Annotated in this window: 30 protein-coding genes; all 30 read left to right on the top strand. The window is 33.9% G+C overall.

All coding sequences use genetic code 11. The features are described from left to right. Positions 1 to 38 precede the first annotated feature (38 nt). The 30 genes from ES675_RS04055 (at position 39) to ES675_RS03910 (ending at position 26165) form a co-directional block, all read left to right on the top strand. Positions 39 to 1166 carry a WG repeat-containing protein gene (locus ES675_RS04055; protein ID WP_066247513.1) on the top strand — a complete coding sequence of 376 codons (1128 nt, stop codon included), beginning with the start codon at positions 39 to 41 and terminating at the stop codon, positions 1164 to 1166. Positions 1167 to 1208: 42 nt separating this feature from the next. After that, positions 1209 to 1940: a 3-oxoacyl-ACP reductase FabG gene (gene fabG, locus ES675_RS04050; protein WP_066247511.1), complete on the top strand. Its 732-nt coding sequence runs from the start codon at positions 1209 to 1211 to the stop codon at positions 1938 to 1940. A 12-nt stretch (positions 1941 to 1952) separates the two neighbouring features. Further along, positions 1953 to 3164, top strand: a complete 1212-nt coding sequence (locus tag ES675_RS04045; RefSeq protein WP_066247509.1) for a beta-ketoacyl-[acyl-carrier-protein] synthase family protein — start codon at positions 1953 to 1955, stop codon at positions 3162 to 3164. 10 nt (positions 3165 to 3174) lie between these two features. Next, complete coding sequence (locus tag ES675_RS04040) at positions 3175 to 3417, top strand: acyl carrier protein (protein ID WP_066247504.1); 243 nt, start codon at positions 3175 to 3177, stop codon at positions 3415 to 3417. A 16-nt stretch (positions 3418 to 3433) separates the two neighbouring features. Further along, positions 3434 to 4318 (top strand): LpxL/LpxP family acyltransferase, encoded by an 885-nt coding sequence (locus tag ES675_RS04035; RefSeq protein ID WP_066247501.1) that lies wholly within the window; start codon positions 3434 to 3436, stop codon positions 4316 to 4318. Between the two features lies 1 nt (position 4319). After that, a complete protein-coding gene (locus tag ES675_RS04030) occupies positions 4320 to 5252 on the top strand; it encodes a dialkylrecorsinol condensing enzyme DarA (protein ID WP_148367265.1) in 933 nt (310 codons plus the stop codon). Position 5253: 1 nt separating this feature from the next. After that, positions 5254 to 6387, top strand: a complete 1134-nt coding sequence (locus tag ES675_RS04025) for a beta-ketoacyl-ACP synthase III (protein ID WP_066247499.1) — start codon at positions 5254 to 5256, stop codon at positions 6385 to 6387. Between the two features lie 3 nt (positions 6388 to 6390). Beyond that, a complete protein-coding gene (locus tag ES675_RS04020; RefSeq protein WP_066247497.1) occupies positions 6391 to 6822 on the top strand; it encodes a hypothetical protein in 432 nt (143 codons plus the stop codon). After that, positions 6822 to 7274, top strand: a complete 453-nt coding sequence (locus tag ES675_RS04015) for an ABC transporter permease (protein ID WP_066247495.1) — start codon at positions 6822 to 6824, stop codon at positions 7272 to 7274. Before ES675_RS04020 ends, ES675_RS04015 begins: the two co-directional genes overlap by 1 nt. Before the next feature lie 7 nt (positions 7275 to 7281). After that, positions 7282 to 7692, top strand: a complete 411-nt coding sequence (locus ES675_RS04010) for a hypothetical protein (protein ID WP_066247492.1) — start codon at positions 7282 to 7284, stop codon at positions 7690 to 7692. Continuing rightward, positions 7682 to 8680: a BtrH N-terminal domain-containing protein gene (locus tag ES675_RS04005; protein WP_066247490.1), complete on the top strand. Its 999-nt coding sequence runs from the start codon at positions 7682 to 7684 to the stop codon at positions 8678 to 8680. The genes ES675_RS04010 and ES675_RS04005 overlap by 11 nt, the downstream gene beginning before the upstream one ends. Beyond that, a complete protein-coding gene (locus ES675_RS04000) occupies positions 8681 to 9424 on the top strand; it encodes an ABC transporter ATP-binding protein (protein WP_066247485.1) in 744 nt (247 codons plus the stop codon). Further along, positions 9417 to 10685, top strand: a complete 1269-nt coding sequence (locus ES675_RS03995) for an ABC transporter permease (RefSeq protein ID WP_066247482.1) — start codon at positions 9417 to 9419, stop codon at positions 10683 to 10685. Before ES675_RS04000 ends, ES675_RS03995 begins: the two co-directional genes overlap by 8 nt. Then, the gene (locus ES675_RS03990; RefSeq protein ID WP_066247477.1) at positions 10663 to 11115 is read left to right on the top strand and encodes an acyl-CoA thioesterase; all 453 of its coding nucleotides are present in this window, start codon (positions 10663 to 10665) and stop codon (positions 11113 to 11115) included. Before ES675_RS03995 ends, ES675_RS03990 begins: the two co-directional genes overlap by 23 nt. Beyond that, positions 11108 to 12259, top strand: a complete 1152-nt coding sequence (locus tag ES675_RS03985; RefSeq protein WP_066247473.1) for a beta-ketoacyl-[acyl-carrier-protein] synthase family protein — start codon at positions 11108 to 11110, stop codon at positions 12257 to 12259. Before ES675_RS03990 ends, ES675_RS03985 begins: the two co-directional genes overlap by 8 nt. A 3-nt stretch (positions 12260 to 12262) precedes the next feature. Continuing rightward, a complete protein-coding gene (locus ES675_RS03980) occupies positions 12263 to 13324 on the top strand; it encodes a methyltransferase (RefSeq protein ID WP_066247468.1) in 1062 nt (353 codons plus the stop codon). 3 nt (positions 13325 to 13327) lie between these two features. Then, positions 13328 to 13945 carry a 3-oxoacyl-ACP synthase gene (locus ES675_RS03975; protein ID WP_066247465.1) on the top strand — a complete coding sequence of 206 codons (618 nt, stop codon included), beginning with the start codon at positions 13328 to 13330 and terminating at the stop codon, positions 13943 to 13945. 1 nt (position 13946) lies between these two features. After that, positions 13947 to 14204 (top strand): phosphopantetheine-binding protein, encoded by a 258-nt coding sequence (locus ES675_RS03970; protein WP_066247462.1) that lies wholly within the window; start codon positions 13947 to 13949, stop codon positions 14202 to 14204. A 26-nt stretch (positions 14205 to 14230) separates the two neighbouring features. After that, positions 14231 to 15433, top strand: coding sequence for a beta-ketoacyl-[acyl-carrier-protein] synthase family protein (locus ES675_RS03965; protein ID WP_066247459.1), 1203 nt, complete (start codon positions 14231 to 14233; stop codon positions 15431 to 15433). Further along, positions 15433 to 16497 carry a beta-ketoacyl synthase chain length factor gene (locus tag ES675_RS03960; protein WP_066247457.1) on the top strand — a complete coding sequence of 355 codons (1065 nt, stop codon included), beginning with the start codon at positions 15433 to 15435 and terminating at the stop codon, positions 16495 to 16497. The genes ES675_RS03965 and ES675_RS03960 overlap by 1 nt, the downstream gene beginning before the upstream one ends. Beyond that, complete coding sequence (locus ES675_RS03955) at positions 16491 to 17267, top strand: polysaccharide deacetylase family protein (RefSeq protein ID WP_066247454.1); 777 nt, start codon at positions 16491 to 16493, stop codon at positions 17265 to 17267. Before ES675_RS03960 ends, ES675_RS03955 begins: the two co-directional genes overlap by 7 nt. Positions 17268 to 17319: 52 nt before the next feature. Further along, positions 17320 to 17877: a LolA family protein gene (locus ES675_RS03950; RefSeq protein WP_082985828.1), complete on the top strand. Its 558-nt coding sequence runs from the start codon at positions 17320 to 17322 to the stop codon at positions 17875 to 17877. Next, positions 17858 to 18466 (top strand): hypothetical protein, encoded by a 609-nt coding sequence (locus tag ES675_RS03945; protein WP_066247447.1) that lies wholly within the window; start codon positions 17858 to 17860, stop codon positions 18464 to 18466. Before ES675_RS03950 ends, ES675_RS03945 begins: the two co-directional genes overlap by 20 nt. Then, complete coding sequence (locus tag ES675_RS03940; protein ID WP_066247444.1) at positions 18463 to 19017, top strand: outer membrane beta-barrel protein; 555 nt, start codon at positions 18463 to 18465, stop codon at positions 19015 to 19017. Before ES675_RS03945 ends, ES675_RS03940 begins: the two co-directional genes overlap by 4 nt. An 11-nt stretch (positions 19018 to 19028) precedes the next feature. Continuing rightward, on the top strand, positions 19029 to 19673 hold the full coding sequence (locus ES675_RS03935; RefSeq protein WP_066247443.1) for an outer membrane beta-barrel protein: 645 nt from the start codon (positions 19029 to 19031) through the stop codon (positions 19671 to 19673). A gap of 8 nt (positions 19674 to 19681) precedes the next feature. After that, positions 19682 to 20047 carry a 3-hydroxyacyl-ACP dehydratase gene (locus tag ES675_RS03930; protein WP_066247439.1) on the top strand — a complete coding sequence of 122 codons (366 nt, stop codon included), beginning with the start codon at positions 19682 to 19684 and terminating at the stop codon, positions 20045 to 20047. 6 nt (positions 20048 to 20053) lie between these two features. Then, positions 20054 to 20551 (top strand): hypothetical protein, encoded by a 498-nt coding sequence (locus ES675_RS03925; protein WP_066247436.1) that lies wholly within the window; start codon positions 20054 to 20056, stop codon positions 20549 to 20551. Positions 20552 to 20562: 11 nt separating this feature from the next. Further along, the gene (locus tag ES675_RS03920) at positions 20563 to 21216 is read left to right on the top strand and encodes a hypothetical protein (protein WP_148367263.1); all 654 of its coding nucleotides are present in this window, start codon (positions 20563 to 20565) and stop codon (positions 21214 to 21216) included. 76 nt (positions 21217 to 21292) lie between these two features. After that, positions 21293 to 22489 carry a DUF2062 domain-containing protein gene (locus tag ES675_RS03915; RefSeq protein ID WP_148367262.1) on the top strand — a complete coding sequence of 399 codons (1197 nt, stop codon included), beginning with the start codon at positions 21293 to 21295 and terminating at the stop codon, positions 22487 to 22489. Continuing rightward, entirely contained in the window at positions 22482 to 26165 is a 3684-nt protein-coding gene (locus ES675_RS03910; RefSeq protein WP_066247427.1) for a 1-acyl-sn-glycerol-3-phosphate acyltransferase, read from the top strand. Before ES675_RS03915 ends, ES675_RS03910 begins: the two co-directional genes overlap by 8 nt.

Below are 26165 nucleotides of genomic sequence, written 5' to 3'. Positions count from 1 at the left end.
ACAACATGTGACATTTAAAAATCATTAAAAACAAACACATGAAAACAACAGCATTCTTTATCGTCCTACTATTTTTAGGCATTTCTAGTCATGCTCAAGAATTAGCATTAGCTAATGAAAAAGGCGACTATGGCTATATTACAAAAACTGGAACTTGGCAAATTAAGCCACAGTTTAAAGTGGCAAAAAATTTTTCAGATGATTTAGCCGAAGCCTCTTTAGACAAAAAAACTTGGGGTTTTATTAACCGAAAAGGTGAATGGGTTATCCAACCACAATTTGACAAAACAAAAGCGTTCAACTCTGGAATAGCCGTTGTTTTAAAGGATAAAAACTGGATTTACATCAACAAAAAAGGCGAACAAGTTTTAAAAGACGTATCTACTGATAAGGTTTACGATTTCGAAAATGGTTATGCTATTTTCAGAAAAGAATCTGGTGTTGGATTTATAAACACCAAAGGAGAAATTGTAGTAGAACCAAAATTCACTAAAGCTTTTAATTTTGAAAATGGTTCGGCCAAGGTATTAGAAAATGAAAAATGGGGACTGGTTGATGCTACTGGAAAGTATGTGGTAAAAACAGAATATGATGGTGTTAGCAATGAATACAATGGTCAAATTGTAGCTAATATTGGCGAACGCTACGGACTTATTATTAATGGTGAGTTTAAAGAAGTTTCTGGCGCCGAAAAAATCTGGGATTTTTCAAATAATAAAGAAAACACCTATGCCAAAAAAGGTGATAAAATAGGATTCATTAACACCAAAGGTGAATGGATTATAGAGCCAAAATTTGATAAAGCGCGTGCGTTCTCAAATGGATTAGCACCTGTAAGTGAAGGTAAAAAATGGGGTTATATTAATACGTCTGGTGCCGTTATCATTCCGTTCCAATATAAAGATGCTGAAACTTTTAGCGCAAGTGGTTTAGCGCCTGTTACAACAGGTAAAGAATGGGGTTTTATCAATAAAAAAGGCGAATTAGTAATTTCTGAAGACTATGAAATTACGGCCGGAGGATTTTCAATTTTCGCTAAAAACAACCCAAAAGGCTTTATTGATGGGCTTGCTCGCGTTAAAAAGAAAAAATCCTGGACATACCTAACAACAAAAGGCGAACCATTAAATAACTTATGGTTCGAAAATTTAGAATTATTTTATTAGTTTGAAAACACAAACTAACAATAGCGTGAAAAATACAAATACATGAAATGTGCTTTAATTACTGGTGGTTCTCGAGGAATTGGAAAAGCAATTTGCAAACAGCTTGCAGAAGATTCGGATTACCATATTTTAATAAATTATAACAGCAACAAAACAGCTGCATTAGAAACTAAAGCAGACATTGAGTCTCTAGGCAAAACAGCTGAAATAATCCAATTTAATGTTACAGATGCCAATCAAGTAAAGTCTACTTTAGATGCTTGGCAAGAACAAAATAAAGACGCCATAATTGAAGTTATTGTTAACAATGCCGGAATTACAAAAGATGGTTTATTTATGTGGATGCCTCCCGAAGATTGGCAAGATGTGATAAATACGTCCTTAAACGGATTCTATAATGTTACCAACCATCTGATTCAAAAATTATTGCGTAATCGCTATGGTCGAATTATCAATGTCGCTTCAGTTTCTGGTGTTAAAGGTACAGCTGGGCAAACCAACTATTCGGCAGCAAAAGGCGCATTAGTAGCCGCTACCAAAGCATTGGCTCAAGAAGTTGCCAAGCGAAATATTACCGTAAATGCAGTAGCACCTGGTTTTATAAAATCGGATATGACAGCCAATTTGGATGAAAAAGAACTAAAAAGCATGATTCCTGTAAACCGTTTTGGCGAACCGGAAGAAGTAGCTTATGCCGTATCCTTTTTAGCCTCAAAACGCGCATCTTATATAACAGGTGAAGTTATTAATATTAATGGAGGGATTTACTCTTAAACGTTTTATAAAATGAGAAGAGTTGTAATTTCTGGAATGGGTATTTATTCCTGTATAGGCGAAAATTTAGAAGCTGTAAAAAAATCACTTTACAATGGTGAATCTGGAATTATAGCCGATAATGAACGTCTAGAATTTGGCTACCGTTCGCCATTAACCGGAATGGTAAAACAACCAAATTTAAAAAATTTATTATCACGCAGACAGCGAATTAGTTTAGGCGAAGAAGGCGAATATGCATACATAGCCACCCTTGAAGCTCTTGAAAACGCGAAAATTACACAAGATTTTTTAGACAAGAATGAAGTTGGAATTTTATATGGAAACGATAGTACAGCAAAATCCACTGTAGAGTCAGTTGATAAAATACGCGAAAAGAAAGATACTACTTTAGTAGGTTCAGGTGCTATTTTTCAAAGCATGAACTCGTCTGTTACTATGAATTTATCCACCATTTTCAAATTGCGTGGTATTAATTTCACCATCAGTGCAGCTTGCGCTAGCGGATCTCATTCCATTGGAATGGCATATCAGCTTATAAAAAGCGGACTTCAGGATTATATTATTTGTGGAGGCGCTCAAGAAATAAATGCCATTGCCATGGGAAGTTTTGATGGATTAGGTGTTTTTTCTGTTAATAGTGATCCAAAAAAGGCATCCTGTCCCTTTGATAAAAATCGGGATGGATTAGTCCCAAGTGGCGGAGCAGCCACACTCATTTTAGAAACCTATGAATCTGCCGTAAAACGTGGAGCCACTATTTATGGCGAAGTTATTGGCTACGGATTTTCATCCAATGGTGATCATATTTCAACACCAAACGTAGATGGTCCAGCACGTGCTATGAAAATGGCTATAAAACAAGCAAAAATTAAAGCGTCAGATATTGATTATGTTAATGCTCATGCAACATCAACACCAGTTGGAGATGCCAATGAAGCATTGGCTATCCTTGAAGTTTTTGGCGAAAACGGACCATATGTTAGTTCTACTAAATCCATGACAGGACATGAATGCTGGATGGCTGGCGCAAGTGAAGTTTTATATTCCATTTTAATGATGCAAAACGATTTTATTGCACCAAATATAAATTTGGAAGAGCCTGATGAAGCTGCAAGCAAATTAAATTTAGTTAACAAAACGTTAAACAAAAAATTTGATGTATTTTTGTCTAATTCGTTTGGATTTGGCGGAACAAATTCAGCTTTAATTATAAAAAAATAATTTTGTAGAAATGACTAAAGAAGTTATTATTGAAAAAATAAACGACTTTCTTATTGATGAGTTTGAAGTAGAAAGTGATGATATTTCTCCAGAAGCAAACCTTAAGAACACCCTAGAACTTGACAGTCTAGATTTTGTAGATTTAGTAGTGGCTGTCGAATCTAATTTTGGTGTAAAATTAATTGGTGAAGACTTTGTAAACGTTACAACACTTCAAGATTTTTACAATCTAATCGAGCGAAAGTTAAGCTAAACCATATTACATTTTTATGGCTACAGAATGGCAAGGAAAATCAAGAGGAACCGTTCTTGGATATAAGATATACGTTTTTATTATGAAGCATTTAGGCATGGGAGCTGCCTACCTAGTGCTTTATTTTGTAGCAGCCTATTTTTGTTTTTTTTCTAAAGATAGCACCAGGGCTATTTATTACTATTTTAAAAATCGGTTAAATTATTCATCGTTTAAAAGTTATAGAAGTATCTTTAAAAGCTACTATGTTTTTGGACAAACTATTCTAGACAAGATTGCTATTTCATCTAATTTGAGTGATAAGTTTACCTATGAATTTGATGGCGCAGAAACTATAACTGAAACCCTTAAAGAAAAAAAAGGTGGCATTTTAATTAGTGCTCATGTTGGTAATTTTGAAATATCAGAATACTTTTTTAATCAACTAGAAGACAATGCATCCATAAGTTTATTAACAACGGACGTGGAGCATACAGCCATAAAGAATTATTTAGATAGTGTTCGGGAGAAATCAAGCATCAATCTAATTATAATAAAAGACGATTTATCACATATTTTTGAAGTCAATGCCGCATTAGCAAGAAATGAAATAGTATGTATCACTGGCGATCGTTACACAGAGGGAACCAAGCATTTAACAGAAACCTTATTGGGAGAATCTGCTAAATTTCCTGCAGGTCCTTTTATGTTAGCATCCCGATTAAATGTACCTGTGTTATTTGTGTATGTAATGAAAGAAACGAATAAGCATTACCATTTATATGCTAGACGTTCTCAAGCAAAACATCGTGATGCACAAGGGCTTTTAAAAGAATTTACGGAAAGTGTATCGTGGATGTTACAGAAGTATCCGTTGCAATGGTTTAATTATTTTGATTTCTGGGATTCAAAAAACGCATAAAATGAAACAGGTTTTAGTCATATATTATTCGCAATCAGGTCAACTAACCGAGATTTTGAACAATATTGTTGGATCCATGCAAAACAACGAAACGGCTTTCACCTATTTAAATATTGAAATGGAAGAAGCCTTTCCATTTCCTTGGAATAAAGAACAGTTTTTTGGTGTGTTTCCCGAAACATTTCGCCAAGAACCAAGACCTATAAAACCCATTCCAGATGCTATTTTAAATAAAAATTATGATTTAATTTTATTTGGATATTCTGTCTGGTATCTAACACCATCTCTGCCAACCACCTCATTTTTGGCTACTCCAGAAGCTAAAAAACTTATAAATAACACACCAGTAATTACCGTTATTGGTTGTAGAAATATGTGGATTATGGCTCAAGAAAAAATAAAGCATAAGCTTCAGGAGCTTCAAGCCAATTTAGTTGGAAACATTGTTTTAGTAGACAGGCATATTAATCATATAAGTGTTATTACCATTGTTCAATGGATGTTTACAGGCGTTAAAAAGCGGTTTTTAGGTATCTTTCCAAAACCTGGCGTATCTCAAAAAGATATTGATGAGGCATCAAAATTTGGAGGTATCATCACAAAACATCTTGCCCAAAATGATTATAACAATCTACAAAACAACTTATTAGATATTGGAGCTGTAAAAGTTAAACCCTTTCTAATTACAGTAGATAAACGAGCCAATGCCATATTCTCAAAATGGGCACACATTATCACTACTAAAAGTGACAAAAACACATCTAAAAGACGGTTTTTTGTTAAATTATTTAATTATTACTTATTAATTGCCATTTGGTTAATTTCACCATTAGTTTTTATCTTATTTTTGTTGACTTATTTGCCTTTTTATAGCCAAATAAAAAAAGATAAAGTATATTACGCATCTGTTGCATTAAAAGAGAAGGAAGTTTAAAATGAAGGAAGTATACATTACTAAAATATCAAAATTTTTACCAAATCGTCCCATTAGTAATGATGAGATGGAAGATAAATTAGGAATTATCAACGGAAAAGCGTCCAAAGGACGCCGGATTGTTTTACGAAACAATCAAATTAAAACACGTTATTATGCCTTAGATGATGACGGAAATGTAACACATAACAATGCGCAACTTGCCAAAGAAGCCATTGTGCAACTTTTTGATGAAAATTTTAAATTTTCAGATATCGAGTTATTATCCTGTGGTACATCAAGTCCAGATCAAATATTACCATCTCACGCTGCCATGGTTCATGGATTTTTAAAGTGTGATAATGTTGAAATAAATTCACCTTCAGGCGCATGTTGCTCGGGAATGAATGCTTTAAAATTTGGTTTTCTATCCGTGAAGTCTGGCCAGTCAAAAAATGCAATTGCATCTGGATCTGAACGTATTTCCTCATGGATGAAAGGTCATATTTTTGAAAATGAAATTAAACATTTGCAAGCTTTAGAGGACAATCCTATTCTGGCTTTTAATAAAGATTTTTTACGTTGGATGCTCTCTGATGGTGCTGGTGCCTTTTTATTAGAAGACCAACCAAATGGTGATACGCCTTTACATATTGAATGGATGGAAGGTTATTCCTACGCACACGAACTAGAAGCTTGTATGTATGCTGGTGGTGATAAACTAGAGAACGGTTTTTTAAAACCTTGGAGTGAATATAACACAACCGATTGGAGTGAAAAATCCTTGTTTGCAATCAAACAGGACGTCAAACTATTAAGTGCTAACATCCTTAAAAAAGGTGTTGACAGCTTAAAACGCGCCATAACCAAACACGATTTAAAACCAAGTGAAATAGATTACTATTTACCTCATATTTCATCTCATTATTTTAAGGATAAACTCTATCAAGAAATGGTAGATAATGATATTGAAATCCCTTGGGGAAATTGGTTTATGAATTTAAGTAAAGTAGGTAATGTAGGTTCGGCATCTATTTTCTTAATGTTAGAAGAATTAGCACAATCAGGTAAACTTAAAAAAGGCGAAAAAATATTGCTTTCTGTTCCTGAAAGTTCTCGTTTCTCTTATGCTTATGCACTTTTAACAGTTTGCTAAATAATGGTCACGCACGTTTTACCAGTTACTAATATTGCTCATTTAATTCCACAAAAAACACCATTTGTAATGGTGGATACTTTAGTCACTTTTTCTTCAGAAAATTTAGTATCTAATTTTAGAATATTAGAAGAAAATATTTTTGTTGAAAACGGGTATTTATCAGCACCTGGATTAGTAGAAAACATGGCGCAATCCGTAGCATTACATACTGGATATGATTACTTTTTAAAAGGTGAAGCTGCACCAATTGGCTATATCGGTTCTATAAAATCTATTAAAATTCAACAGCTTCCCAAAATAGATGAAAACATTACAACTAAAGTTACCATCCTACATGAATTTTTGGGTGTCACTATGGTTGAAATTGAAGTGCTTAATGAAGCGCATAACGTGATTGCCCAAAGTGAAATGAAAACCATCATTGCAAGCTAATGAGCCTTAGCCATCTAGATATCGCTAAATTTCTCCCACATAGACCACCGTTTTTAATGGTGGACCATGTACTTTCTATTGATGATGAGCACGTATCAACTTCTTTCACGATAAAACCAGATTGCATTTTTAATGAAAACGGGGTTTTTAATGAAGCGGGCTTAGTAGAAAATGCCGCACAAACCTGTTCTTCTATTGTTGGTAAAAGTTTTTTTAATGAAGATGATATTGAAGGTAAAGGTACCAAACTCATAGGTTTTATTAGCGCTATTAAGAAAGTAACCGTTATGTCTTGCCCCAAAGTTGGCAGTAAAATTGTTACAAGTGCAACCTTAAAATCACGCTTTGATACAGATGAATATAGCATTTGCACCATAAGCTGTATTATTACATTAGAACATATAGAATTACTATCTTGTGAACTAAATTTAGTTATTCAAGAACTTAAATAACTTCTGCATGAAAAAAGACGAAGTTCCACAAGACACCAGTAATTTAGAAACCGCCAAGCTTAAAGAATTATGCTATGCCGTTGATGAGGATGGCAACTATACAACCGTTAATAGTTCCGGTTGGGATCCAAAAACCATTGCATTAAATCAAGCTATCGAAGAAATTAATGCACGCATTGCCGATGCTAAAAATCGCGTGTTAAAAAAAGAAACGAGTCCTATTGAATATTATATGGAGTTCCATAAAATGGATCTATCTATTTTAGCTAGTTATGTTGGTATGTGGTCTTGGCGAATAAAACGTCATTTTAAACCAACTGTTTTCAATAAACTTTCAGAAAAAACACTTCAAAAGTATGCCGATACATTTGATGTTTCTATGGAACAATTAAAAGATATTACCAAACATGGAAATTAATTTTACACATCATCAAACAGCTCATTGTGAAAACGGTGTGATTTCCAATTTAATGAAGCATCATGGCTTCCAAATCAGTGAACCATTAGCATTCGGTATTGGTTCAGGTTTGCTCTATTGCTATATTCCATTTTTAAAAGTGAATCATGCACCAGCTTTAACCTACAGAGCCATGCCTGGTTTTATATTTAAGCGCTTTGCTAAACGTGTGGGTATTGAAATTAAACGTGAAAAGTTTAAAAATCCGCAAGATGCTAAAGCGCGATTAGATCAGAATTTAGAAAATAATAACCCAGTTGGTTTGCAAGTTGGTGTGTATAATTTGGTTTATTTTCCTGATGAATACCGCTTTCATTTTAATGCACACAACTTAATTGTTTACGGCAAAGAACAGGACAGGTATTTGGTTAGTGATCCCGTTATGGAAACCGTAACAACTTTAACAGAAAATGAACTTGAAAAAGTCCGTTTTGCTAAAGGTCCTTTTGCGCCAAAAGGTCACATGTACTATCCAATTGCATTTCCTGAAAAATTAGACATTGAAAAAGCCATTATAAAAGGAATTAAACATACCTGTCGTGATATGTTGGCTCCTATGCCAGTTTTAGGCGTGAAAGGTATTCGCCATGTAGCCAAATTAATCCGCAAATGGCCTAAAAAGAAAGGTGTTAAGGTTGCCAATCATTATTTAGGACAAGTAGTCCGCATGCAAGAAGAAATTGGAACAGGTGGTGGCGGATTTCGTTATATTTTTGCCGCTTTTTTACAAGAATCCAGTGGGATTTTAAATAATCCTAAATTAGCCGATTTATCAAAAGAAATGACCGTTATTGGTGATTTATGGCGCGATTTTGCTTTGGATGCATCCCGTATTTATAAAAATAGAAGTGCTAAAGAGGATGCTTACAACAATGTCGCTACTCAACTAGAAAACATTGCAGATAAAGAAGAAGCGTTCTTTAAGAAATTAAAAAAAGCCATTAAATAAGTGATAGATATTCAGCAAATATCCAAAAAGTATAAAGGTGCCGATAATTTTTCGGTGTCTAATTTCGACTTGACCATTGCTGAAAAAGAAATTTTTGGCTTATTAGGGCCAAATGGCGCCGGTAAAACGACTTTAATCTCCATTTTGTGTTCGCTTATAAAACCAACATCTGGTAGTTTTTCAATTGCAGGACTTACCTATCAAAAAAATAAAAATCAGCTCAAGCAAATTATCGGTATTGTGCCTCAAGAATATGCCTTATATCCTTCACTTACCGCTTTTGAAAACCTAAAATACTTTGGAAGCATGTATGGTTTAAAAGGAAAAAGTCTAGATACCAAAATTAATTCGGCTTTAGAGCATTTGGGTTTACTAGCATTTGCTCATAAAAAAATAGACACCTTTTCGGGTGGCATGAAACGACGTATCAATTTAATTGGTAGTGTGCTTCACAACCCAAAAGTCTTGTTTTTAGATGAACCAACCGTTGGTGTTGATGTGCAATCAAAAAACGTAATTATCGCCTTCTTAAAGGATCTCAATAAAAATGGAACTACCATTATTTATACGTCGCATCACTTGAATGAAGCAGAAACATTTTGTTCGCGTGTTGCCATTATTGATCACGGTAAATTGGTAGTAAAAGGAAAACCTCAAGAACTCATTACACAACATCCAGGTGCACATAACCTAGAAGATGTTTTTATAAATATAACTGGAAAAGCCTTACGAGATCATGCATAAACTTTGGGCTTCTACATACAAGGAATTTTTATTGCTTACCAGAGATTTTGGTGGTATTGCTATACTTTTTGTTATGCCTTTGATACTAATCATAACCATAACACTTATTCAGGACAGTACGTTTAAATCGGTAACCGACACACAAATCCCCATTCTAGTCGTAGATAATGATCAAGGGAACGTTTCTGAAATTATACTAAAAGGTCTGAATGAATCCGGATCATTCCAAGTCATTACTGAAACGGATGAAAACACAGCACGTGATTTAGTTTTCAAAGGAAAGTACCAATTAGCCATAGTTATTCCCAAAGACTTGTCAGCAAGTCTATCACAAAAAGTAACCCAAAATGTCGATGGTATTATTGCCAAATTTGGTTTAGAAGAAACTTCCGAAACCATGGAAGTTCCTGAAATTGAAAGCAAACAAGTTACATTATACTTTGATCCAGCTACGCAACTGACTTTTAAAAGTTCCGTTAAAAATGGCATTGATAAAATGATTTCAAAAATTGAAACGCAATCCATTTATAAAGCCTTTCAAGAGCAAATTTCGGACGATCCAAACGACGTTATTTTTGAAACCGACACCTTTATAACGTTTAAAGAAGTATTACCCACAGATAACGATAAGGAAATGATACCGAACTCGGTGCAGCACAATGTGCCTGCTTGGACACTTTTTGCCATCTTTTTTATCATTGTACCACTATCCATTAATATTGTTAAGGAAAAGAGTCAAGGTACGTTTGTGCGCTTACGGACTAATCCAGTTTCATACGCAACAGTTTTAGGAGGAAAAACACTTGTTTATTTAGTGGTTTGCCTTATTCAATTTATATTGATGCTCCTAATTGGCGTTTTCCTATTCCCAGCTATTGGTTTGCCAACACTAGATGTTTCTGGCAGAATCCCGTTACTGTTTGTAGTAGCTACATTTGCTGGATTGGCAGCTATTGGATTAGGATTGCTATTAGGAACAATTGCTAAAACACAAGAACAATCAGCCCCTTTTGGTGCAACCTTCGTGGTTATACTAGCTGCTCTTGGTGGTGTTTGGGTTCCCGTTTTTGTTATGCCAAAAGTTATGCAAACTTTATCGCATATTTCACCAATGAATTGGGGCTTAAATGCATTTTACGACGTATTTTTACGCAATGGTTCTTTTCTTGATATTTTACCAGAAATCAGCCTGTTGCTCCTGTTTTTTTTAGCAACAACTATAATTGCAATTATTTATAATGAAAAAAAGAATGCCGTCTAAACAAAAAGAAATTGTTCATACCAGTGAGGTTCGAGTACGTTTTGTTGAAACCGATCCGTTAGGGATTGTATGGCATGGTAATTATATTCAATATTTTGAGGATGGTCGGGAAGCTTTTGGGCGCGCCCATGGTATTTCATATTTAGACCAGAAAGAATATGGCTTTGCCACACCAATTGTCAAATCAAGTACAGATCATAAATTACCGTTACGTTATGGCGATATAGCAACTGTTAAAACAATTTACATAGACAGTCCAGCTGCCAAAATGGTATTTCGTTATGAAATATACAATCAGCACAATCAGTTGGTTTGTACAGGTGAAACCACACAAGTTTTTGTCGATAAAATTGGTGAAGGCGACTTATCATTAAACATTCCGCCGTTTTTTACAGCATGGAAGCAACAAGTAGGATTATTGGATGGCTAAAGTGTATGTTTCATATAATACTATTATTTCTGCTTTAGGTTTTACTAGCAAAACGGTTGTGGAAAATATTCACAACGAAACATCGGGTTTACAACGTATTCATGATCCGGCAATTTTACCAAATCCTTTTTATTCCGCATTAATAGATTCTGAAGTTTTGGAAACTGAATTTCAAAAACTGGGCCCAAAATCAGACTTTACCAGATTAGAAAAAATGATGCTTACATCATTACATGCGGTTATTGCTGATTCTAAAATTGAGTTAACTGATCGTGTAGGTCTCATCATTTCTACCACAAAAGGTAATATTGATGCCTTGGATTCAAACAATCCATTTCCTCCCGAACGCGCATATTTACATACATTAGGAAGCACAATTCGCAATTTTTTCCACTTTAAAAATGATGCCATTGTTGTGTCCAATGCTTGCGTATCAGGTATTTTAGCCGTTGCTATTGCCAAACGCTATATATTACAAAATACCTACGATCACGTTTTTATTGTAAGTGGTGATGTGGTAAGTCAATTTATTTTATCAGGTTTCAACTCGTTTCAAGCTTTAAGTAGTGAACCTTGTAAACCTTACGACGCTAATAGAACAGGAATCAATATCGGAGAGGTTTCAGCAGCTGTTTTAGTAACAAAAGATGATACAAATTTAGTAGAAGAAGCTGTTGAAATTTTAGGGGAAAGTTCATGTAACGATGCCAATCATATTTCTGGACCATCACGAACTGGTGAAGGTTTACACCGAAGTATAGAATCGGCCTTATTACAATCTGGATTAAAACCGTCTGAAATCGATTATATTTCGGCTCACGGAACTGCCACACAATTCAATGACGAAATGGAGGCTATAGCGTTCAATAGATCCAATTTACAACACGTTCCAGTAAATAGTTTAAAAGGCTATTTTGGTCATACCCTTGGTGCTTCAGGTCTTCTGGAAACTATTGTTGGGATGCACAGCCTTAAGAACAATATTTTATATGCCTCTAAAGGGTTTGATTCTTTAGGCGTATCACAATCCTTAAATATTATAAAAAGCACGCAAACAGTCAACAAATTACACACGTTTCTCAAAACTGCATCTGGTTTTGGTGGTTGTAATACGGCTGTTATTTTTAAAAAAACAACTAAATAAACTATGACCAAAAAGTCTATCAGAGCCATTGATGCTGTTCAAGAAGCCGAAAAAATTGCATTTGCACCATTTGTATTTCAAGCCGTTGTAGCTTTAAGAAAACTTGGAATCTTTGATCTTATTTTCCAACATCGCAAAAAAGGTGGTATTTCTTTAGAAAATATTGCTAAAGAACTAAAAATAAGCAATTATGGTATTGGCGTTCTTCTTGAAATTGCAGAAAGCTATAATATTGTTAATAAGGATGAACATAATCATTTTGAATTAACCACAACAGGATACTTTTTAGCTTATGACAGAACGGTTGATGTCAATATCAATTTTACGCAAGATGTGTGTTATAAAGGGTTATTTCATTTAACCGAAGCCATAGAAACGGGGAAACCAGCAGGATTAAAGGAATTAGGTGATTGGGAAACAATTTATCAAGGGCTTTCTGTTTTAAGACCTGATATTCAAAAGGCTTGGTTTGAATTTGATCATCATTATTCTGACGAAGTATTTCAGGAAGCATTAGAATTTGTTTTCAGAAATAACCCAAAAACGATTTACGATGTTGGTGCAAATACAGGAAAATTTGCCATTAGTGGAAGTAAGTATTCGGATTCCGTTTCTATTAAAATGATTGATTTACCAGGTCAATTACAAATTGCATTAAAAAACGTAGAATTAGCAGGATTTAAAGATCGTGTAACACATCATGAAATAGATTGGTTATCCGAAAACCCGCAATTACCAGTTGGCGCTGATGCCATTTGGATGAGTCAGTTTTTAGATTGCTTTTCAGAAGATGAAATTCTCGTAATATTAAAAGCATGCGTAGCAGCTGTAAATGACGATGGTGAAGTTCTTATTATGGAAACGTTTACAGACAGACAGCGTTTTGATAATGCTAAATTTATTTTAGAAGCTACATCACTCTACTTTACCGTTATGGCCAATGGAAACAGTAAAATGTACCCGTCAACCGTGTTAATGAAATTGATAGACCAAGCTGGCTTAAAATTAATTGAAGATCGCGCCGTTGGAGAATATCACACTATTTTTGCTTGTAAGAAAAAATAATTTATGACAACTAATTATCACATAACATCCTATTGCCATATTAAGAACCAAAAGGTTTCACTTAATGGGCATGAGGTATTTCATGATAATTCAGAATTGTTTCCCGATTTTATAAAAAATGCTTACAAAGCTTTAGACACCAAATATCCCAAGTTTTTTAAGATGGATAATTTAAGTAAATTGGCTTTTTTAGCGGCTGATATCCTTCTTAAAAACGAAAATTTAGATTCTGAAAAAGAACACAATATAGCTGTCGTTTTTTCCAATAAAGCAGCCAGTTTGGATACCGATCGTATGCATCAGGAAGCCATTCAAAATACTAGTAATTATTTTCCAAGTCCAGCCGTATTTGTTTACACATTACCAAACATTTGTATTGGTGAGATAAGTATTAAATATAAGCTGTTTTCTGAAAATAGTTTTTTTATCTTTGACAGCATAAACGCTGAACATCTAGCCAGTTACTCCAATAGTTTATTGGATATGAAAAAAGCCGATCAAGTGCTTTGCGGTTGGGTGAATTTTGATGAAAACCACTACGAAGCATTTTTGTATTTGGTAGCAAAAAATGGAAAAATAGCACATACTAAAGAACAGATAATAACCTTATACAATACATAATATGGAGGCACTAAAACTAGAATTAAAAGAAAACATTATTGAGCAGTTAAATCTTGAAGATATGACTATTGCAGATATTGGAGATGACGATATGCTTTTCGGAGATGGACTCGGTTTAGATTCTATTGATGCATTAGAATTAATTGTCATGTTAGACAAAAACTATGGTATTAAATTAACAGACCCAAAAGAAGGTCGTCATATTTTTGAATCGGTAAACACCATGGCGGCTTACATTACGGAAAACCGTTCAAAATAACATTTTAGTCATAAGCTAAAAATTATATGAGTCAAGGTATTGCAATTACAGGCATGGGAATAATTTCTGCCATTGGAAACAATGTTGCAGAAAATTATAACGCGCTTATTACTGAAAAGAAAGGCATTTCTCGTGTTTCTAAAATTGATACCATTCATAAAAATGATATTATGGTTGGTGAAGTTGCTTATACCAACCAAGAGTTCGAATCCCTTTTAAATTTACCACCCGAAAACAATTATTCCAGAACCGCATTTTTAGGAGCTATTGCTGCCAAAGAAGCTGTAAAACATGCTGGTATATCAGACATGACTGCTTATAAAACTGGTTTAATATCAGCTACCAGTGTTGGTGGTATGGATATGACTGAAAAATACTACTATCAGTATTTAGAGGATAAAAGCAAACAAAAATATATTGCTGGTCATAATGCTGGCGACTCTACCCAAAAAATAGCCGAGCAATTGGGTATTGAAGAAAGCTTGGTAACCACAATCAGTACAGCTTGTTCATCGGCTGCCAATGCCATTATGCTCGGTGCACGCTTAATAAAAGCTGGCAAACTGGATCGTGTGGTTGTTGGTGGTTCAGACTGTATGTCTAAATTTACAATCAACGGTTTTAAAACACTCATGATTTTATCTGATACCTACAACACACCTTTTGATGATAACCGTAAAGGCTTAAATTTAGGTGAAGCTGCTGCTTATTTGGTGTTAGAATCAGATGCTGTTGTAGCGGCCGAAAACAAAACGGTTTTGGCTTATGTAAAAGGATATGGAAATGCCAATGATGCCTATCATCAAACGGCATCTTCTGAAAATGGTGATGGTGCTACTTTAGCTATGGAAAAAGCGTTAGAAGTTGCCAATTATAAGCCAGAGGATATTGATTATATTAATGCACACGGAACAGCAACTGGTAATAACGATTTATCTGAAGGCCGTGCTATTATTCGTGTTTTCGGTGATAAAACGCCCGAATTCAGTTCTACAAAAGCCTATACAGGACATACATTAGCTGCTGCTGGTGCTATTGAAGCGGTGTATTCCATTTTGGCACTTCAGAATAATATTATTTTTCCGAATTTGAACTTTAAAACGCAAATGCAGGAATTTTCAATAACTCCTGAATTATCATTAAAAGAAAAACCACTTAAAACGGTTATGTCTAACTCGTTTGGATTTGGAGGAAATTGTTCAACTGTAATATTTTCAAAAGAAGCCTAATGAAAAACGTGTACATAAATAGTTTTGGTTCCGTTTCTGCTCAAAATACGACAGATGAAGCTGATTTTCTAAAAGAAATCATTTCTTATAATGACACAACTTTTCCTGCTATAAATCCGAATTACAAAGAGTTTATTCCGCCTGCCGCTGCTAGACGCATGGCAAAAGGGATTAAAATGAGTATTATAGCATCCAAATTAGCTTTACAAAAAGCAAGTCTAGATAACGTTGATGCCATTATTACAGGAACAGGAATGGGCTGTTTACGCGACTCTGAAAAGTTTTTAAGTGCCATAATTGATGATAACGAACAGTACTTAACACCAACACCTTTTATTCAATCAACACATAATACGGTTGGTGGACAAATTGCTTTGGAAATTCAATGTAAAGGCTATAATTTCACCTATGTGCATGGTAGCAATTCCTTTGAGTCTGCTCTATTGGATGCCAAACTACAGCTAGAATTAGATGAAGCTAAACATATTTTAATTGGTGGTGTTGATGAAATTGGCGATTATACGGTATCACTTAACAAACTCATCAAACATATAAAAGAAGCACCTGTTGAAAGTTCAAAAATATTAGACTCCAAAACTAAAGGTGCCATTTATAGTGAAGGTGCTAACTTTTTTGTGGTTTCGAATAAAAAGCAAGATTCTTCTTTAGCCATCGTTAAAGATTTACTTACCTTTAATACCTTGCCATTGCATTCCGCAGCCGAAAAGGCACGCGAATTTTTACAAGCAAACAACCTAAACCCATCAGAAATTGATGCCCTTGTTTTGGGTAATAATGGTGATGTTGATTTTGATTCTTACTACGAAGCATTAACGCTAGGTGACTTTCAAAATACTCCGCAATTAGCATACAAACCTTGGATAGGGGAATTTAATACAGCTTCGGCGTTTGGGTTACTTTTAGGAGCTCATATTTTAAAAACACAAATAGTTCCTGAAGCCTTTCAGGTGAATGCTATTACACCTTCTCAATATAAAACCATACTTTTATACAACCAGTATCGTGGAGAAAATCATAGTTTCACATTACTTCGTCAATGCTAAATTTTAGATCAGTAACTATAACAACTAGTGTTATTTTTATAGGTTTATTAGTTATTTTTCTAATAAAACCCATAAGTATCTGGTGGTTTGTTTTACTCTTTTTTACATGGTTTATACTTACAGCTTTGGGTTCCGGATTGGTTGGTTGGAACTACCATATTAAAATTCTAAATGCGCATAAAAACGCACCTAAAAACCACATAGCCATCACCTTTGATGATGGGCCAAACCCTGTATTTACGCCTCAAGTTTTAGCGCTTCTAAACACGTACCAAGCTAAAGCCACATTTTTCTGTATTGGAAAGCATATTGAAAACCACCCTGACCTTTTTAAGCAAATTATAGCGGAAGGTCATACCATTGGGAATCATACCTATTCACATGCCAATACTTTTGGCTTTTTTAAAACGAAGAAGGTACAAGCAGAATTAGAAAAAACGAAGAGTATTATTAAGCAATACAGCGGTTTAAACTCAAACTTATACCGTCCGGCTTTTGGGGTAACCAATCCACGAATTCGTCGTGCAGTTCAAAATTTGAATTTAACCACTATTGGTTGGAACAAACGCTCGTTGGATACGACTAATTTAACTGAAGAACAGATTCTAAAACGTACAACAAAAAACCTTAAATCTGGCGATGTAATTCTATTACACGACACCAGCGAGAAATCTGTTAGGGTTTTGGAACAGTTATTGTTATTTTTACGTGATAATAATTTTCAATCCGTAACGATTGATACCTTATTCAATACTCAAGCTTATGCGTAATGTTTCTATACTTTGTTTCTTTTTTGTTCTGAATTTACAGGCACAAAAACCCATGAATTCAGCAGAAGCAGATGCTTTAAAAAGCTTGGTTAAACAGCAAGCCAAAACCACGAAAACTATTACAAGTGCGTTTACACAGTACAAACACATGGATTTTTTATCTAATGATATTGTTACTAATGGCAATCTGCATTTTAAAGCGCCAAACTTGGTAAAATGGTCCTATACCGAACCTTTTGTTTATTCTGTAATTTTTAAAGGTGACAAGCTTTATATTAATGATGAAGGTAAAAAGAGTGATATTGACATGAGTTCGAGCAAGCTTTTTAAACAGCTGAATAGTCTCATTATAAAAAGCATTAAAGGTGATATGTTTGATGCGGAAGAATTCCATATAGAATACTTCAAATCTGGAAATAATAGCCTCGTTTATTTTAAACCAAAGGACAAAAAATCGGCTTCATTTATTGAAGTATTTCAGTTAACATTTAATGAACAAGGCGATGTTGAAATTGTGAAAATGGTTGAACCATCTGGCGATTACACCAAAATTGTTTTCAATAATAAAGTATTAAACAATCCGGTTTCCGATGCGTTATTTAATAATTAGTTGTTGTTTTTTAATTGTAAGCTGCGGATCTTATTCCAAGAAGAACCAATTAACAGAACAGGAAGTAAAGAAGCAATTTATAACCAATCCATATTTCTCTGATGCCAATCAAGACTATGTTTACAAGGCCAGTATTCAGGTTTACGACAATAGTTTTGGTGGTTTATTAATTATTAAAAAGATTGAAGACAGCAATCATCGAATCGTTTTTACAACAGAAATGGGTGCGAAATTATTCGACTTCTCCATAACCGAAACCGATTTCAAGGTCAATTATATTCTGGATGAACTCAACAAAAAACTGCTAATAAATCTTTTAAAAACCGACTTTAAAGCTTTGGTTCAAGAGCAAAATTTGGTTTCTAAAAGTTTTATAAAAGATACGATTCAAATTTATCAAACAGCTATTTTGGGTAAAAAACACTTCTATTTCGTTTCCGAGAACTTAGATCAAATAATACGAACGGGCTATCGAAAAGAGAAAGTTCACTTTTTGTTTACAGATATAAGTAATAATATTGCAAACCAAATTACTATTAAACACCATAATATTAAACTAGAAATTAACCTCAAATCAATTAACCAATGAAAAAACTATTACTTGCTTTTGCCTTCCTTACAATTAGTTTATCTACATTTTCTCAAGTTACATTCAAACCTGGTATTAGAGCTGGTGTAAACTTGGCTTCCGTTTCCAATACTAATTTAGATTCAAGAACAGCTTTTTATGCTGGTATTTTTGGAGAATTAAAATTGGGTGGTGTTTATGCTATGCAACCTGAAATAACCTACAATCAACAAGGTGGGAAGGATTACGAATTAGACTATGTTTCTATTAGAATTGCCAATAAGTTTTATGTTTTGAAAGATAGATTACCAATTTACGCGGTTATAGCCCCTGGTTTTGATGTAGAATTAGGTGGTAATTCATCTAGTTACAGTGGTGCTTATGGCGCTAGCGTAGCCTATGAATCAGATATCAGTGTTTCTGGAGGAATTGGATATGATTTCCCTTTTGGATTAGGTGTAGAAGCTAGATACAAAAAAGGTGTTATTGATGTTGTGAATACCAATAATCCTGAAAAAAGAACAAATTCAGTTATACAAATTGGTGTTTCTTATAAGTTCTTTAACAACTAAAAATAACGAACATGAAAAAAAATCTACTTACTATCACATTCATAGTTATTAGTTTTATAGCCTTTTCACAAGTAAAAGTTCGTCCTGGTTTTAAAGCTGGACTTAATGCCGCAACCGTTACTAACATTGAATATTCTACAACAAAAGTAGGTTTTCAGGGTGCTATGTTTTTAAACATCCATTTTCCAAAGATTTACGAATTACAAGTAGAAGCATCCTATTCCAATCAAGGGTTTAATCAAGATGATTTTACTTCTAGAAACATTATTTATGCTGGACAACCATACCGAGTTCCTGGAAAAAATGTTAGTATTCATTATATAGGTGCAGCCATCTCAAATAAATTCTTTTTTATTCCAGATGTTGGTTTACATTTTTTAGTCGGACCAAGTTTAGAAATTAATGTGTCTGATAACACCAATGGTGATATTATTCCAGTAGATATTGCTTTTTTTGCAGGTATTGGTTATGAATTTCCAATGGGCTTAGGTGTGGAAGCTCGCTACAAACAGGGGTTTGTAGATGTAAGAGACCATTTCTATACTGATAGTTATTATAATCAAGAATACACGAATTCAAATGAATCTTATTATAACGGCAATAATAAGCTGAATTCCGTTTTTCAATTAAGTGTTTATTATAAATTTAAATTTTAATAAAACCCATGTTACTAAAAGATTTTTATAAAGTTAACTCACTAGAATCCACTGAAGGTAAGGCTATTGCTTACATTACTATCAATAAAGATCATGATGTTTTTAAGGGTCATTTTCCTGGGAATCCTGTAACGCCTGGTGTCTGTATGATGCAGATTATTAAAGAGCTTTCGGAAGAAGTCCTTTCAAAAAAACTCTTTATGGAATCAGCCAGTAATGTGAAATTTATGGCGATTATTAATCCATATAAAACACCAGATTTAGAACTTACTCTGGATATTGATGAAACCGAAACAGGGTTTCGCGTTAAAAACATTACCAAGTTTAACGATACTGTGGCATTAAAATTGACTACGTCATACAACGTAATATAATCATCTATGAAATTCATACTTATAAGTTTTGTCCTACTCCTTTTTAACCTACAAACGTTGGAGCTTAATCAGGTGCGTCAATCTTATAAAGAAGCAGCTCAAAGTCAGGAACTTGTAGATGCTTTTTATAAATCCATGCAAATAGTTTCCAAAACAGATGCCATGGCTTTAGTAGCATATAAAGGTGCTGCCATAGCTTTAAAAGCTAGAAGCGCAAAAACGCTAAAAGAAAAAAAAGATGGTTTTATAGAAGGAATTGGTTATTTAGAATATGCCATTGAAACCGAACCCAATAACATTGAGCCGCGATTTGTAAGATTAGGCATTCAAGAAAATACACCTAAAATTTTAAAATATAAAGATGCTATAGAAGACGATAAGCAGTTTATATTGAAACAATATCATTATATTTCTTCAAGTAATTTAAAGAACCATATTAAAGATTTTATTTTACAATCTACCGTTTTTACAGATGAAGAAAAACAAACCATAACATCCAATTAACTTAACCAAATATGAAAAAAATTACTTACCTACTACTTTTCCTTTTTACCATTTCCATGTCTGCTCAAGACATTATATTAACAACGAATAACGAAGAGATTTCCTCTAAAGTTGAGGAAATTCACATTGAAACAATCTCCTATAAAAAATCAGATAATCTTTCAGGACCATCCTACCATATAAAAAAATCTAATGTTTCAAAAATTACTTTTGAAAATGGTAAAGTAGAAACCTTCCATTCAGTTGCTCCCAGCAATTCTGGTGATATTTCACTGATAGAAACAAAAGCTTTTTTAATTAAAAACATTGAAAAATACGGTTACGAACACAACAGTCATTTAAAAAAGAGTTTTAAAGCATCTTTTGAAGGCGACTATTTAAGATTATCTATCATGAATAAGAAGGGTACAAAAACTATAAATTCCATGCTTTATGATTTTGAAAATGTTTATGCTTATAAAAGCATTGATAAAAGAAAAAAGGATCAAGCATATCTAAATATTTTTGTGCCATTTTTGAAGTATGAAAAGAAAAATAAGTGGGATAAAATAAAATTAGTAATGAGTGTTGATGGTCATGATCATGCAGAGTCTATTTTAAATGCATTTAAACATTACACAGAATTATTGAAAGAACAAAGCAAAAAACCTGGACAAAAATTTTAGTTCCTGCTGACTAGATTATCATAGTCCATTAAAAATCAGTATTTTTCAGTCACTAACTCCAAAAGGCTTTTAGTACGTGCAAAACCAAAGTATCACACAAAAAATTACCGATTTAAACGTTTGTATTTTAATTCCAACGTATAACAATCAGCATACTTTAAAGCGTGTGGTAGACGGAGTTTTGACCTACTCTAGCAACATTATTATTGTCAACGACGGGTCAACTGATTCCACTGCAGACATACTAAAAGACTATCCCAATATTCAACAAATTCATTTCCCCAAAAACAAGGGAAAAGGAATTGCATTACGAACCGCATTCAAAGCGGCTATTGCTTTAGGCTATGAGTTTGCCATTACAATTGATTCTGATGGTCAGCATTTTCCGAGTGATATTCCACATTTCATAACAGATCTGGAACAACACGACACTAAGAACGTGTTGATTATTGGTTCTCGAAATATGAAACAGGCAAGTGTGCCTGGAAAAAGTAGTTTTGGAAATAAGTTTTCCAACTTTTGGTTTTGGTTTGAAACAGGCATTAAACTGAAAGATACCCAATCAGGATTTCGTTTATATCCTTTGAACGTTATTAAAAACCTAAAATTTTACACTAATAAATTTGAGTTTGAAATTGAAGTCATTGTCAAATCAGCATGGAAAGATACAGAGGTTAAAAACATGCCAATTCAAGTGCTTTATGACGAAACCGAACGTGTTTCACATTTCAGGCCATTCCAAGATTTTACACGCATTAGCATCCTAAATACATGGCTGGTTTTTTTAACACTTATCTATTACAAACCACGACAACTATTCCGAAATATTAAAAAAAAAGGCCTTAAACGATTTTTTGTTGAAGATTTTCTAGGCAGTAATGATTCACCAAAAAAGAAAGCACTTTCAGTTGCATTAGGTGTTTTTATTGGGTTTTCGCCACTTTGGGGATTTCATACGCTTATTGTTTTAGCACTGGCTGTGTTTTTAAAACTGAATAAAACCATTGCTTTTGCTTTCTCCAATGTCAGCTTGCCACCATTTATTCCGTTTATTATTTTTGCCAGCCTAGAATTAGGGCAATTTATTTTACAAGAACCCATTTCCTATTCTCTTACAGATTTGTTAGATAATTTTGAGGTTTTAGAGCATCTTAAAACGTATATTGTAGGAAGTTTTGCTCTAGCAACACTTGGAGCCATTTTGTTTGGTTTTGCTGCCTATTTTTTCTTCAGCATATTTAAAAAGAAGAAACGCGTTTTACAACATGACTAACTTTTTTTATCAAATACATCTCTGGATTGCTTCTAGAAAATTAATCAGTTTTCTAGGATTACTTATCGTGGTTTCTGGACTCATAGTCTTGGCTAGCAACATTACTTTTGAAGAAGATATAACCAAACTTATTCCTACAAGTAGCGAAAATGAAGATGCTCAAAAAGTTTTAAAAACAGTTAATTTTGCTGATAAAATTATAGTCAATATCACGCGTGAATCTGGTGCTTCCGTTCAAGATTTAACCCAATATGCTTCCCAATTTATTGACAGTCTAGAAAAACATTCACAACCATATTATACGAAGATTCAAGGACAAATTCCCGATGAAACCGTTTTAACCACACTGGATTTTGTTTACGAAAATTTACCACTTTTTCTAGAAGCTGAAGATTACCAAACTATTCAAGGCAAATTGGATACAGACAGTCTGCAAGCCATTACCAAAGCACACTACAAAACATTAATTTCACCTTCAGGTTTTGTTGCAAAAGAAACTATTTTACGCGATCCTTTAGGTTTATCCTTTGTTGCGTTAAAAAAATTACAGCAGTTAAGTTTTGGCGATGCGTTTATTTTAGAAAATGGCTTTCTATTAAGTAAGGACAAGCAGCATTTATTATTGTTTATTTCACCCAAACATAAATCCAGTGAAACATCTGAAAATGCCCTTTTTGCTGAACAGCTCTACACGCTACGCGATAATTTAAACAACGATTTCGAAAACACCGTAAACAGTGAATATTTTGGAGGTGCTTTAATTGCTGTTGCTAATGCACAACAAATAAAACGCGACATTCAAATTACGGTGAGTATTGCCATGAGTGTCTTACTTTTAATACTGATTCTGTTTTATAAAAAAATATCCATTCCACTTATTTTATTTACACCTACCGCTTTTGGTGCCTTGCTTGCGGTAGCCATGCTGTTTATAATCCGCACGAATATATCTGCTATTTCTTTAGGTATTGGCTCGGTTTTATTAGGAATTACTTTGGATTATGCCCTTCATATATTAACCCATATTCGGAGTAATAACAATATTAAGGAATTGTATCAAGACATTACAAAACCTATTTTAATGAGTAGTTTAACGACTGCCATGGCGTTTTTATGTTTGTTGTTTTTAAAATCGCAAGCCCTTCAAGATTTAGGCATATTTGCCGCCATTAGTGTTTTAGGTGCTTCGGTATTTTCATTAATTTTTATTCCACAAGTGTATCGAATTAACGAAAAATCTCTTCAAAAGAAAACAATTTTAGATACAGCTGCCAAATACCCATTTCATAAAAACAAATGGCTTATTGGCGGATTAGTCGCACTATTTGTGTTGAGTATTTTCACCTACAGCAAAGCAGGTTTTAACAATGATATTTCGCAATTAAACTATGAACCAGAGGAATTATTGCAAGCACAAAAACGCTTGGATGCCTTAACCAATATTCAATCCAAATCAGTTTATTTAGCGGCTTACGGCTCTAATGCGGAAGAAGCTATTACAGCCAATGATGCGGTATTTTCAAAACTGCAAGCGCTTAAAAAAGACAATCAAATCATCAATTTTAGTTCTATTGGTGCCCTGGTACAAAGCCAACAACAGCAACAGGATCACGTAGAAGCTTGGCGAAATTTCTGGCAGCCAGAAACAGTATCTTTCACCAAACAAGAACTGATTTCTAGTGGCGAAACGCTTGGGTTTAAACCAAGCACATTCCAGCAATTCTACAACTTGATGGAAGCTGATTTCAACACCTTAAATCTAGACGATTTTAAGGCATTAAAAACGGTTTCTATTGAAGATTATATTGGCGAAACTGATGGTTTTTCGACAGTCACATCATTAGTTAAATTAGAAGACAATCAAACCGAAGCTTTAAAAAAAACCTTTGAAGATCAACCACAAACCTTGGTGATTGATAGGAAGCAAATGAATGAAACCTTTTTAGGTGGACTGAAAAATGATTTTAATCGGTTAGTTGGGTATTCGCTTTTGGTTGTTTTAGTCTTGTTATTACTTTTTTACAGAAGCGTGTCGCTAACACTAGTGACTGCATTACCAATTGCATTAACCTGGTTGTCAACCATTGGTATTATGGGTTTAACAGGTATTGAGTTTAATATTTTCAACATCATTATATCCACATTTATTTTTGGCTTGGGTATTGATTACAGCATTTTTATCACCAACGGATTATTGCATGAGCTAAAAACAGGCGTACGGGTTTTACCAACCCACAAAACGTCCATTATCTTGTCTGTAATTACCACTATTCTAGGTGTTGGCGTGCTTGTTTTCGCCAAACATCCAGCACTTTTTAGTATTTCAATGGTGTCTATTATTGGTATTATTTCCGCTTTATGTATTTCGTTTGTGCTGCAACCGTTGTTTTTTAAATTCTTTATTGGCAGTAAAACTAGCAGACCTGCTCCTGTTGTTTTATTCATTTTTTCTAGTATATCATTCACCTATTATGGTCTTGGTGGTTTATTTTTATCCATCTTCGGGATGACAATTTTAAGAGTGATTCCTGTTAGTATGAAGAAAAAAATGGGCTGGTTTCACCGCGTGATGTCCAAGTTTATGAAATCGGTTTTAGATTCCTATCCATTTTTTAAAACCCAAGTTATAAACCCAACCAACGAAACCTTTAAAAAGCAGGCCGTCATTATTGCCAACCATACGTCTTTCCTAGATATTTTGGCTATTGGCATGCTGAATCCAAAAATTATATTTTTAGTAAATGATTGGGTTTACAACTCACCATTTTTTGGTAAAGCCGTTAAATTAGCTGGGTTTTATCCAGTTTCTAGTGGTATAGAAAATGGCCTATCTCATTTACAGAAAAAAGTGGATCAAGGCTATTCGCTTATGGCTTTTCCGGAAGGCACGCGTTCCTATTCGCATAAAATGAAACGTTTTCATAAAGGCGCATTTTATTTAGCCCATGAATTTAAACTGGATATTGTTCCTGTTATTATTCATGGGAATTCGGAAATATTACCAAAAGGGAATTTCGTTATTAAACGTGGGCGTTTATCCGTAAAAATAGTAAAGCGTATTGCTTTTGAAGATACCAGCTTCGGAATTACAGATCGGGAACGTACCAAACAAATTAGTGCCCATTTTAAATCGGAATTTAAAGCCTTTAGAAACGCTCATGAAAACGCAACGTACTTTCATAATATGGTACTAGAGGAATTTCGCTATAAAGGTCACGACCAGTATCAAACTATAAAAACTGATTTGAGTGTACATCAAGATATTTACAAATTTTTATTGGATACCTTGGACGATGATGAACGTATTACACATATTTCAAATGCTCATGGTCAATTAGACTTTCTATTGGCTGTGGATAGTCCGAGTAGAAAAATTACCAGCTTTATAGAAAATTCTGTATCCCGTAAATTGGTTAAAAATAGTTTTATTCCTAATAACCATTATAAAATTCATAGTGCTGAAACGATTTCAGAAGCCATTAAAACGCCTAGCAATACACTCATTATTAATTCAGAAGTGTTAACAAATACGGAATTAGAATCATTAAGTTCTCAAAATGCAGCATGTGTTGTTCTTCTTTTTGAAAGTACAAAACGCTATTTAGCTATATTTGAAAAACACAATTATCATATTAGCCATCAAACACAAAATTTAATTCTTTTAATTAAGCACTAA

The organism is Algorimicrobium algoritergicola (genome assembly GCF_008086165.1).
Lineage (GTDB): Bacteria > Bacteroidota > Bacteroidia > Flavobacteriales > Flavobacteriaceae > Algorimicrobium > Algorimicrobium algoritergicola.
This window is presented reverse-complemented; position numbering and strand designations above follow the sequence as displayed.